The sequence below is a fragment of the Roseomonas sp. TS2 genome, assembly GCF_058833935.1.
Window position 1 is genome coordinate 1 of the sequence record NZ_JCACVY010000148.1, and the last position, 11,138, is coordinate 11,138.

General features: G+C 72.3%; 10 protein-coding genes. 9 read left to right on the top strand and 1 reads right to left on the bottom strand.

What is annotated here, in order from left to right; genetic code table 11:
* The 4 genes from ACZJYS_RS18570 to ACZJYS_RS18585 all read left to right on the top strand — a co-directional run.
* Positions 1 to 273, top strand: a 273-nt coding sequence (locus ACZJYS_RS18570; protein ID WP_493179882.1) for an NAD(P)-dependent oxidoreductase, incomplete at its 5' end; no start/stop codon positions are given.
* A 5-nt stretch (positions 274 to 278) separates the two neighbouring features.
* Positions 279 to 1,250, top strand: a complete 972-nt coding sequence (locus ACZJYS_RS18575; protein ID WP_493179883.1) for a 2-hydroxyacid dehydrogenase — start codon at positions 279 to 281, stop codon at positions 1,248 to 1,250.
* Positions 1,251 to 1,281: 31 nt separating this feature from the next.
* A complete protein-coding gene (locus tag ACZJYS_RS18580; protein ID WP_109518510.1) occupies positions 1,282 to 1,935 on the top strand; it encodes a flavin reductase family protein in 654 nt (217 codons plus the stop codon).
* Positions 1,936 to 2,032: 97 nt separating this feature from the next.
* Positions 2,033 to 3,739 carry an ABC transporter permease gene (locus ACZJYS_RS18585; RefSeq protein ID WP_493179884.1) on the top strand — a complete coding sequence of 569 codons (1,707 nt, stop codon included), beginning with the start codon at positions 2,033 to 2,035 and terminating at the stop codon, positions 3,737 to 3,739.
* Between the two features lie 84 nt (positions 3,740 to 3,823).
* On the opposite strand, the gene ACZJYS_RS18590 is transcribed toward ACZJYS_RS18585, so the two are convergent.
* Positions 3,824 to 4,882 (bottom strand): glycosyltransferase family 4 protein, encoded by a 1,059-nt coding sequence (locus ACZJYS_RS18590; protein WP_109518509.1) that lies wholly within the window; start codon positions 4,880 to 4,882, stop codon positions 3,824 to 3,826.
* 131 nt (positions 4,883 to 5,013) lie between these two features.
* Here ACZJYS_RS18590 and ACZJYS_RS18595 point away from each other — a divergent pair, with 131 nt between their 5' ends.
* The 5 genes from ACZJYS_RS18595 to ACZJYS_RS18615 all read left to right on the top strand — a co-directional run.
* Positions 5,014 to 6,792, top strand: a complete 1,779-nt coding sequence (locus ACZJYS_RS18595) for an ABC transporter ATP-binding protein (RefSeq protein ID WP_493179885.1) — start codon at positions 5,014 to 5,016, stop codon at positions 6,790 to 6,792.
* 12 nt (positions 6,793 to 6,804) lie between these two features.
* Positions 6,805 to 8,223 (top strand): alpha,alpha-trehalose-phosphate synthase (UDP-forming), encoded by a 1,419-nt coding sequence (otsA, locus tag ACZJYS_RS18600; RefSeq protein WP_493179886.1) that lies wholly within the window; start codon positions 6,805 to 6,807, stop codon positions 8,221 to 8,223.
* Between the two features lie 49 nt (positions 8,224 to 8,272).
* Entirely contained in the window at positions 8,273 to 8,845 is a 573-nt protein-coding gene (locus ACZJYS_RS18605) for a nucleoside 2-deoxyribosyltransferase (RefSeq protein ID WP_493179887.1), read from the top strand.
* A 57-nt stretch (positions 8,846 to 8,902) separates the two neighbouring features.
* On the top strand, positions 8,903 to 9,826 hold the full coding sequence (locus tag ACZJYS_RS18610) for a ketopantoate reductase family protein (protein WP_493179888.1): 924 nt from the start codon (positions 8,903 to 8,905) through the stop codon (positions 9,824 to 9,826).
* 211 nt (positions 9,827 to 10,037) lie between these two features.
* A partial coding sequence (locus ACZJYS_RS18615; RefSeq protein ID WP_493179889.1) for an MFS transporter occupies positions 10,038 to 11,138 on the top strand: 1,101 nt, incomplete at its 3' end.

Consider the following 11,138-nt stretch of genomic DNA (forward strand, 5'->3'; position numbering starts at 1 on the left):
GCGGTGGTGGTGAACGCCGCGCGCGGCGGGCTGATCGACGAGGAGGCGCTGATCGCCCGGCTGCAGGATGGCCACATCGCCGCCGCCGGGCTCGACGTGTTCGAGGGCGAGCCGCGCTTCGACCGGCGCTTCATCGGCCTGCCCAACGTGGCGCTGGCGCCGCATATCGGCAGCGGCACGGTGGAGACGCGCGACGCCATGGGCCACCGCAGCCTGGACAACATCGCGGCCGTGCTGGCCGGCCACCCCCCCATCGACCCGATCTGGAGCTGAGCCGCATGAGCAAGCCCGTCCTCCTGCTGACCCGCCGCTTCCCGGATGCCGTGGAGGCCCGCGCGCAGCGGGATTACACCACCATCCCCAACCCGGCCGACGTGCCGATGTCGGGCAGCCAGATCGCCAGGGCGGCGGCGGAGGGCGAGGCGGTCGGCATCCTCTGCGCCGCCGGCGACGCGCTGAGGGCCGAGACCATCGCCGCCCTGCCCGAGAGCGTGAAGGTCATCGCCACCTTCAGCGTCGGCACCGACCATATCGACCTGGAGGCGGCGGCGGCGCGCGGCATCGTGGTCAGCAACACCCCGGACGTGCTGAGCGTGGCCACCGCCGAGATCGCCATGCTGCTGATCCTGACCGCCGCCCGGCGCGGCGGCGAGGCGGAGCGGCTGGTGCGCGCCCGCGCCTGGACCGGCTGGGCGCCCACCCAGCTGATGGGGGTGACGCTGGAGGGCAAGCGCCTCGGCATCCTCGGCATGGGGCGCATCGGCCAGGCCCTGGCGCAGATGGCGCGCGGCTTCGGCATGGAGATCCACTACCGCAACCGCAACCGCCTCCCGCCCGCCGAGGAGCAGGGCGCGACCTACCATGGCGACGACACCGCCTTCCTCGGCGCCATCGACGTGCTGTCGATGCACATCCCCGGCGGCGCCGCGACGCGCCACTGGCTCGATGCACGGCGCATCGCCCAGCTCCGCCCCGGCGCCATCGTGGTCAACACCGGGCGCGGCACCACGGTGGACGACCAGGCGCTCTGCGCGGCGCTGCAATCCGGCCATCTCCGCGCCGCCGGGCTCGACGTGTTCGACGGCGAGCCGAAGATCTTCGAGGGCTACCACACGGCGCCCAACGTGGTGCTGCTGCCGCACCTCGGCAGCGCCACGGTGGAGACGCGCGACGCCATGGGCTTCCGCTGCCTCGACAACCTCGACGCCGTGCTGCTGCGCGGCGAGCCCGCGCCGCACAAGGTCGGCTGACCCCCTTCCTCCTTCCAGGACCACGCCCCGCATGCTGTTCGACTTCGAGACGATCCCGACCCGCGAGGCCTACAAGCTGATGGTCTCGACCATCGTGCCGCGCCCGATCGCCTGGGTGGTGTCGCAGGACCAGGGGGGCGTGGTGAACGCCGCGCCCTATTCCTTCTTCAACGCCTTCGGTGACAATCCGCCGGTGGTGGGCTTCTCCTGCGGCCCGCGCCCCGAGGGCGCCGACGCCCCGGCCAAGGACACGCTGGCCAATATCCGCGCCACCGGCCAGTTCGTCGTCTGCCTGGTGAACGAGGCGATGGGGCCGGCAATGAGCGCCACCGCCACCGACTTCCCCCCCGGGGTGGACGAGCTGGACGAGGTGGGGCTGGAAAAGGCCGCCAGCACCCGCGTGGCGCCGCCGCGCATCGCCCAGAGCCCGGTGGCGATGGAGTGCGAGACCTTCCAGCTCGTGCCCGTCGGCCACCACACGCTGGTGCTGGGCCGGGTGCTGGCGCTGCATGTCCGCGACGACTGCGTGCTGAACGCCGAGAAATACTACATCGACACCCCGAAGCTCGACCTGCTGGGCCGCATGCACGGCCGCGGCTGGTACACCCGCACGCGGGACCGGGTGGACATCCCGCGCACCACCCTGGCGGAGTGGCAGGCCCGGAAGGCCGGCGCCGCCGAGTAGCCGCCCCACGCCGCCTCCCTGGGGCACCGCGGGGCGGGATTGCCTTTGCACCGGCGGGGGGCCGGTGCTAACGCGGCTGAAAAGCAGTCGCAGTCGCGTGTCAATCACAACTCTCCCCTCCCCCCATCCCGTCACCCAGGCCGGCGCCCCGGCGCGGCAGCCGCCCCGGCGGCGCGTGCCGCTCTGGGCGCGCGCGGGCTGGCTCGTCGCCCTGCTGGTGGCGCTGCCCGTGCTGGCGGTGCTGGCCAGCGCCGCCGCCCCCCTGCTCGGCGGCGGCGACAACCAGGTCTGGCACCATATCGCCCGGACCAACCTGCTGCCCTATCTGGGCAACTCGCTGCAGCTCGGCGCGCTGGTGGCGGCGATGGCGGCGGGCACGGGCGTGGTCTGCGCCTGGCTGGTCACCGCCTGCCGCTTCCCCGGCCGCAAATCGCTGGAGGTGGCGCTGCTGCTGCCGCTGGCCATGCCGGCCTATGTCTGCGGCTATCTCTACACCTGGCTGCTGGATGGCGCCGGCCCGGTGCAGACCGCCATCCGCGACGCCACCGGGCTGCGCTGGGGCGAGTACTGGTTCCCCGAGATCCGCAGCCTGCCCGGCGCCGCGCTGATGCTGGCCGCCGTGCTCTACCCTTACGTGTACCTGCTCTGCCGCGCCGCCTTCCTGCAGCAGAGCACCTGCCTGATCGAGGCAAGCCGCACGCTCGGCCTCTCCCTGCCGCGCACCTTCCTGCGGGTGGCGCTGCCGCTGGCCCGGCCGGCGCTGGCCGCCGGCACCGGCCTCGTGCTGATGGAGACGCTGGCCGATTTCGGCACGGTGGACTACTTCGCCGTCCGCACCTTCACCACCGGCATCTACGAGGCCTGGTTCGGCATGGGCGACCGCGGCGCCGCCAGCCAGCTCGCCGCCTGCCTGATGGGCGTGGTGGCGCTGCTGCTGCTGGCCGAGCACGCCTCGCGCGGCGGGCGCCGCTACCACCCCACCACCACCCGCCAGCCGCCGCTGCGGCCGGTGGCGCTGCATGGCGTGAAGGCCTGGGCGGCCACCGCCTTCTGCACCCTGCCGGTGCTGGTGGGCTTCGCCATCCCGGCGGGCGGGCTGCTCTGGCTGATGGTGGAGCAGGGCGACGCGCTGGCGCCGCACCGCTACCTGCCCTTCGCCCGCAACTCGCTGCTGCTGGCCGGCACCACGGCGCTGATCGGCGTGGCGCTGGCGGCGCTGCTGGGCTGGGGGCTGCGGCTCTATCCCTCGCGCCTCTCCCGCATCGCCAACCGGGTGGCGGGGCTGGGCTACGCAGTGCCGGGCTCGGTCATCGCCGTCGGCACGCTGGTGCCCTTCGGGCTGGCCGACAACGCGCTGGATGGCTGGATGCGGGCGCAGTTCGGCCTCTCCACCGGGCTGCTGCTCTCGGGCACCATGGTGGCGCTGGTCTTCGCCTATGTGGTGCGCTTCCTGGCCGTGGGGCAGTCGGCGGTGGAGAGCGGTCTGGCCCGCCTCAAGCCCAGCCTGTTCCAGGCCGCCCGCACGCTGGGCTGCGGCCCGGGCGAGGCGATCCGCCGGGTGGAGGCGCCGCTGGCGCGCGGCGCGCTGCTCACCGCCGCCGTGCTGGTGTTCGTGGACACGATGAAGGAGCTGCCCGCCACCCTCATCGTCCGCCCCTTCGACCTCGATACCCTGGCGGTACGGGTGCACAACCTGGCCTCCGACGAGCGGCTGGCCGAGGCCTCGACGGCGGCGCTGCTGATCGTGGCGGTGGGCCTGGTCCCCGTCCTGGTGCTGGTGAAGGCGATGCACCGGAAGGATTGAAGGCCGGCGGACATCGTCCGCCGGCCCTTGCAGAAAGAAGATGGGGGCCTGGGGGAATTCCTTCCCCCAGGTTTCTTTTTTCTGTCAGACGTTGACCGCCCGCAGGCGGGGCTTCTTGTTCGCCTCGATCAGCTGCTCGTAGACCGAGACATAGTCCTCAGCCATTCGGCGGGCGGTGAAGCGTTGCTCGAAGCGCTGGCGGATGCGGGCGCGGTCCAGCTCCGGAATGCGCGCGACGGCCGCCACCGCCTCATCCTCGTTCTCGACGATGAAGCCGGTCAGCCCGTTCTCCATCACCTCCGGCACGGAGCCGCGGCGCATGGCGATGACGGGCGTGCCGCAGGCCATCGCCTCGATCATGACGAGGCCGAAGGGCTCCGGCCAGTCGATCGGGAAGAGCAGGGCATGGGCGCCGGAGAGGAACTCGGGCTTCTGGCTGTCGTTGATCTCGCCGATGTACTCGACATGCGACTGGTTCATCAGCGGCGAGATCTCGCGGTTGTAGTAGGCGCGATCCGCGTCGTCGATCTTGGCGGCGACCTTCAGCTTGACCCCGGCGCGGGCGGCGATGCGGATGGCGCGGTCCAGCCCCTTCTCCGGCGAGACGCGGCCGAGGAAGGCGAAGTACTTCTGCTCCACCGGCTGCGGCGTCAGCCGGTCGGCCGGCATGCCGTGCAGCACGGTGCGCGCCCAGTTCAGCTTCGGGATCGGCAGGCGCTGGTTGTCGGAGATCGAGACGAAGGGCGTGTGCCCGTAGGTCTCGTAGATCATCTTGAATTCCGGCAGGTCGAGCCGACCATGCAGGGTGGTGAGGAACGGCGTGCGCTGCCGGTCCAGCAGGCCGAGCGGGAAGTAGTCGATATGGGAGTGGATGACGTCGAACTCGCCGGCGCGCTGGGCGATCTGCTCGACCATCTTGTAGTAGTGCGCCACCCAGTCCTTCACGGTGGGGTCGAGGCGCAGCGCCTGGTCGCGCATCGCGGCAAGCTTCGCGGCGGTGACGGAATCGCCGCTGGCGAAGAGGGTGACATCGTGGCCCATGGCCACCAGTTCCTCGGTGAGGGAGGAGACGACGCGTTCCGTGCCGCCATACAACTTGGGCGGCACCGCCTCGAACAGCGGCGAGATTTGCGCGATACGCATGAACGCGATCCCTTTTCTCAGGCAGATCACAGCTTCTATTTGAGTTCGGGCGCGAAAATGTTGAAAATATTTATCGTCGCCTTTACTTCATTGGCGTTATACAAATCCATTATGGCGAAAAGTAGGCTGCCTTGACCGCACCGAGCGCGCCGCGACCCTCCGCCTTCGGCTTCCTCTTCCGCTACGCCCGGCGCCGGCCGCTCGGCCATGCGGTGGTGTTCGGCGCCGTGCTGCTGGCGGTGCTGTGCTCGATTTCCACGCAATACGGGCTGAAGCACCTCATCGACATCGTGGCGATGGGGCCGGAGGCGGCGGCGCGCAGCGTCTGGCCGGCCTTCGCGCTGCTCTGCGCCATCATCGCGGCCGACAACCTGCTCTGGCGCGTCGGCGGCTGGGCAGCGGCGCGCAGCTTCACCGCCGTCACCGGCGACATCCGGCAGGACCTTTTCGCCCATCTCGCCGGCCACACCCCGGGCTACTTCGCGGACCGCCTGCCAGGGGCGCTCGCCGCCCGCGTCTCCGCCACCGCCCAGGCCGCCTTCACGGTGGAGAACACGCTCGCCTGGAACGTGGTGCCGCCCAGCGCGGCGGTGATCGGCGCCATCCTGTTCACCGGCGCCATCCACCCGCCGCTGGCACTCGCGCTGGCCGCCGTGGCACTGGCCATCGGCCTGCTGATGCACCGGCTGGCGCGGCGTGGCGCCGCGCTGCACCGCCGGCACGCCAACAGCGCCGCCGCCATCGATGGCGAGCTGGTGGACGTGGTGGGCAATATCGGCGTCATGCGCGCCTTCGGCGCCACGCTGCGCGAGCGGGCGCGCATCGCGGGGGCCGTGGGCGAGGAGATCGGTGCCCACCGGCGCAGCCTGCTCTACATGGAGAAGCTGCGGACGATCCACGCCGTGCTCACCGTGCTGATGGCGGGCGCCGTGCTGGCTGCCGCCCTGCTGCTCTGGCAGCGCGGCCAGGCCTCGGTGGGGGACGTGGCGCTGCTCGCCACCCTGTCGCTGACCATCCTGCACGGCACGCGGGACATCGCGGTGGCGCTGGTGGAACTGACCCAGCAGCTCGCCCGGCTGGAGGAGGCGACCGGCGCCCTCCTGGTGCCGCACGCGCTGGAGGACCGCCCCGGCGCCGTGCCGCTCCTCCCCGGCGCGGGGGAGGTGCGGCTCGAATCGGTGCACTTCGCCTATCCGGACCGCCCGACGGTGCTGGACGGGCTGGACCTCACCGTGCCGCCCGGCCAGCGAGTCGGGCTGGTGGGCTTCTCGGGCGCCGGCAAATCCACCGTTCTCGCCCTGCTGCAACGCTTCTACGACCCCGATTCCGGCCGCGTGCTGATCGACGGGCAGGATCTGCGCGACGTCACGCTGGAGAGCCTGCACACGGCGCTGGCCGTGGTGCCGCAGGACACCGCCCTGTTCCACCGCACGGTGCGGGAGAACATCCGCTACGGCCGCCCCGACGCGACGGACGAGGAGGTGCTGCGCGCCGCCGAGATGGCGCATTGCCGCGCCTTCATCGAGGCGCTGCCGGAAGGGTTCGACACGGTGGTGGGCAACCGCGGCGTCAAGCTCTCGGGCGGGCAGCGGCAGCGCCTGGCCATCGCCCGCGCGCTGCTGAAGGACACGCCTATCCTGCTGCTCGACGAGGCCACCTCGGCGCTGGACAGCGAGAGCGAGCGCGCCATCCAGGCGGCGCTCGACAGCCTGATGCGCGGCCGCACCGTCATCGCCATCGCGCACCGCCTTTCGACCCTGCAAAATTTCGACAGAATCATCGTGATGAATCACGGCCGGATCGTGGAGGACGGCCCTCCGTCGGAGCTGGCCCGCCGCCACGGACCGTATCGCGAATTGCTGCGCCAGCAGCACTCCGGGAACCTGCCGGAGCTGCCGGAGGCGGCGTGAGGGGAAGCGCGCATGTCGCGACTGGTCGTGGTTTCCAACCGTGTCGCCCCGATCAACGAGGGCGAGGCCACCGCCGGCGGCCTGGCGGCCGGCGTGATGGACGCGCTGCGCCACAAGGGCGGGCTGTGGTTCGGCTGGTCCGGACAGACGGTGCCGGAGGTGGTGCCGCCCGAGAGCCTGCCGCCCGGCCTGCCGCCCGCCGTGGCGCGCAGCGGCCCCGTCACCCTCTACACCACCGACCTGACGCAGCGGGACTACGACGACTACTACCGCGGCTTCGCCAACGGCACGCTCTGGCCGATCCTGCACAACCAGACCGGCCTGGCCCGCTTCGACTGGTCGGAGTTCGAGGGCTACCGCCGCGTCAACGCCCATTTCGCCCGCCACCTGGCCGACCTCGTGGCGCCGGACGACGTCATCTGGGCGCACGACTTCCACCTGCTCTGCCTGGCGGGGGCGCTGCGGGCGCTCGGCCTGCGCAACCGCATCGGCATCTTCCTGCACACCCCCTTCCCGGCGCCCTCCGTGCTGATGACCGTGCCGGTCCATGCCGAGCTGGTGCGCGCCCTCTGCCAATACGACCTGATCGGCTTCCAGACCGAGGCCGACCGCACCGCCTTCGCCGACTATGTCTGCCGCGAGCTGGGCGGCACGGCGCTGGAGGGCGGGCTGCTCGCCGCCGAGGGCCGCCAGATCCGCACCGGCGTCTACCCGATCGGCGTCGATGTCGATGCGCTGCGGGCCGAGGCGGTGGCGGGCGCGGACCAGCCGCAGCTCGCGGCACTCCGCTCCGGCCTCGCCGGGCGGGCGCTGATGATGAGCGTGGAGCGGCTCGACTACTCCAAGGGGCTGCGCCAGCGCTTCGCCGCCTATGAGCGCTTCCTGGCGAAGCATCCGGAATGGCACCGGCAGGTGGAGTATTTGCAGATCGCGCCGCCCTCCCGCACGGATGTGGAGGCCTACCAGGCCATCCGGCGCGAGCTGGAGGGCGAGGCCGGGCGCATCAACGGCCGCTTCGCCGACCTCGACTGGACGCCGCTGCGCTACCTGAACCGCTCCTTCCCCCGCCGCGCCCTGATGCCGCTCTACGCCGCCGCCCGCGTCGGGCTGGTGACGCCGCTGCGGGACGGCATGAACCTCGTCGCCAAGGAATACGTCTCGGCGCAGGACCCGGCCGATCCGGGCGTGCTGGTGCTCTCGCAATTTGCCGGCGCCGCGCGGGAGCTGGATGCCGCCCTGCTGGTGAACCCGCATGACGAGGCGGGCGTGGCCGATGCCCTGGCCCGGGCGCTCGCCATGCCGCTGGCGGAGCGGCGCGAGCGCCACGCCGCCATGCTGAAGGTGATGCGGCACAACAGCCTGGAGCGCTGGCGCGACCGCTTCGTGGGCGACCTGCACGCCCTGCCGCCCCGGGCGCTGGACGCCGCCTGAGGCGCGCCGCTCCTGGCCAGCCGGGCCCGGCCGGGGCAGATTGCGCGCCATGCGCATCTATCTCGCCGGACCCGATGTCTTCCTCCCCGATGCCGCCGCCATCGCCGCCGCCAAGAAGGCCATCTGCGCCCGCCACGGCGCGGAGGGCGTCTTCCCGACCGACCTCATCGAGAGCGCCGCTGCCGACGCGGCGGAGAGCCGCTGGCTGGAGATCTATCTCCGCAACGAGGCGCATATCCGCGCCTGCGACGCGCTGGTGGCCAACCTCACCCCCTTCCGCGGCCCCTCGGCCGATGCCGGCACGGTGTACGAGCTGGGCTTCATGCGGGCGCTGGGGCGGCCGGTGGCGGGCTACAGCAACAGCGGCCAGGGCTTCACCCAGCGCACGCGGCACTTCCTGGGCGCCGGGCTGCGGCCGGGCCCCGGGGGCGGCTGGGCCGATGCCGAGGGGCTGGCGCTGGAGGATTTCGGCTGCCACGATAACCTGATGATCGATGGCGGCATCGCCGCCGCGGGCGGCATCCTCGTCGCGCGGGAGGTGCCGGAGGCGCGCCGCTGGCAGGAGCTTGAGGGCTTCGAGGCTTGCGTGGCGGCGCTGATGCGGGGGAGGCTTGCCCCCTGACGGCACCCGCATGACCGGACCTCCGGCGTGGCAGAGGCGCCGCGACGGAGGGAATGCATGTCACGAATCGCCATCCTGGGCTGCGGCGCCATGGGCTCGGTCTATGCCGGCCTGTTCGCCGCCGCGGGGCACGATGTGCTGGCCATCGATTCCTGGGCCGCGCATGTCGATGCGATGAACCGCGACGGGCTGCGGCTGGAGGGCGCCTCGGGCGAGCGCACCGTGCGCCTCGCCGCCGCCACCTCCACCGAGGGCCAGGCGCCGGTGGACCTGGTGATCCTCGCCACCAAGGCGCGGGACGTGGCCACCGCCGCCCGCGCCATCCCGCCGCTGCTGGGGCCGGAGACCACGGTGCTGACCATCCAGAACGGCCTCGGCAGCAGCGCCGTACTGGCCGGGGCGCTGGGGCAGGACCGGGTGGTGGCGGGCATCGCCGGGGGCTTCGGCGCCTCGCTGAAGGGGCCGGGCCACGCCCACCACAACGGCATGGAGGTGGTGCGCATCGGCGAGCTGGACGGGCCGGCGACGCCGCGCCTCGCGGCCATCGCCGCGATGTGGCGCGGCGCCGGCTTCCGCGCCGAGGCCTGCGACGACATCCAGGCCCTCACCTGGGAGAAGCTGATCTGCAACGTCACCTTCTCCGGGATCTGCGCGCTGACCGGCCTGACCATCGGCGAGGTGATGGCGGACGAGGATCTCTGGCCCACCGCCCGCGCCTGCGGGGTGGAGGCATGGGAAGTGGCGAAGGCGCGCGGCGTCCGCCTCTCGGTGGAGGACCCGGTGGCGCACATCACCGCCTTCGGCCGCAAGATCCCCAATGCCCGCCCTTCCCTGCTGCTCGACCACCGGGCCCGCCGCCGCAGCGAGATCGACGCCATCAACGGCGCCATCCCGCGCGAGGCGGCGCTGGCCGGGCGCGCGGCGCCGGTGAACGCCACCATCACCGCCCTGGTGCGCCAGCGCGAGCGGGACTTCGCCTGACGGAAAGCGTCCTCCGGTCCGGGATAAAACGAAGCCGGGAGGCCTTGCCAGCCTGGCATGGCGCTTCCCGCCGGGGCGCCGCCAGGCCGGCGATGATTTCTCGGAGCCCTTTTCCGGAAATGAACGTTTCCTCGTGTATCCCGCCGGTCGCGCGCAGATGACCAAACAGTCACGCCCCCCCGGGGGGTATTGAGGCAGCTTGCCCCCCACCATGCCCCAACCGACTCCGCCCTCCGCCTTCACGCCGCTCCGCCACCCGGCCTTCCGGCTGCTCTGGCTGGCCAACCTGGCCAGCAACACCGGCATGTGGGTGCAGAACACCGGCGCCGGCTGGCTGATGACCAGCCTCGCCCCCTCGCCCATCATGGTCAGCCTGGTGCAGGCGGCCTCGATGCTGCCGGTCTTCCTGCTGGCGCTGCCATCGGGCGCCATGGCCGACATCGTGGACCGCCGCCGCTACCTGATCTTCGCCCAGGCCTGGATGTGCGCCATGGGCCTGCTCCTCTGCATCCTCACGGCGCTGGGCGTGCTGGGGCCGTGGGGGCTGCTGGCGCTCACCTTCGCCATCGGCGCCGGCAGCGCGATGAACTTCCCCGCCTGGGCCGCCACCACGCCGGAGCTGGTGCCGCGCGCCGATCTCACCCAGGCCATCGTGCTCAACGGCATCGGCTTCAACCTGGCGCGCGCCGTGGGGCCGGCGCTGGGCGGCTTCATCATCGGCCTCGCCGGCACCCAGGCGGCCTTCGCCTTCAACGCCTTCTGCTTCCTCATCCTCATCGTGGCGCTGGTGCTGTGGCGGCGGGAGGCGCCGGCCAGCCGGCTGCCCAAGGAGCACTTCCTCTCCGCCATGCGCGCCGGGGTGCGCTTCGTCGGCGCCTCGCCGGCGCTGCGGGTCATCATCCTGCGGGCGGTGGTGTTCTTCTTCTTCGGCGCCGCCATGTGGGGGCTGCTGCCGCTGCTGGTGCGCGAGGGGCTGGGGCTGGGGCCCGAGGCCTTCGGCCTGCTGCTGGCGGCCATGGGCGTCGGCGCCGTGGGCGGCGGGCTGCTGCTGCCGCGCGCCCGCGCCCGGCTGGACCGTGGCGGGCTGGTGATGGCGGCCTCGCTGCTCGCCTCCGGCGCGCTGCTGCTGCTCGGCCTTGCGCCGCGCCTGGCCCTGGGCGGATGGGCGGCGGCGGGGCTCGGCATGCTGCTCTACGGCGCCGCCTGGATCGGCGCCGCCAGCACCCTGCAGGCGGCGGCGCAGCTCTCATCGCCCGCCTGGGTGCGGGCGCGCGCCATCGGCATCTATCAACTCTCCTTCTTCGGCGCGCTG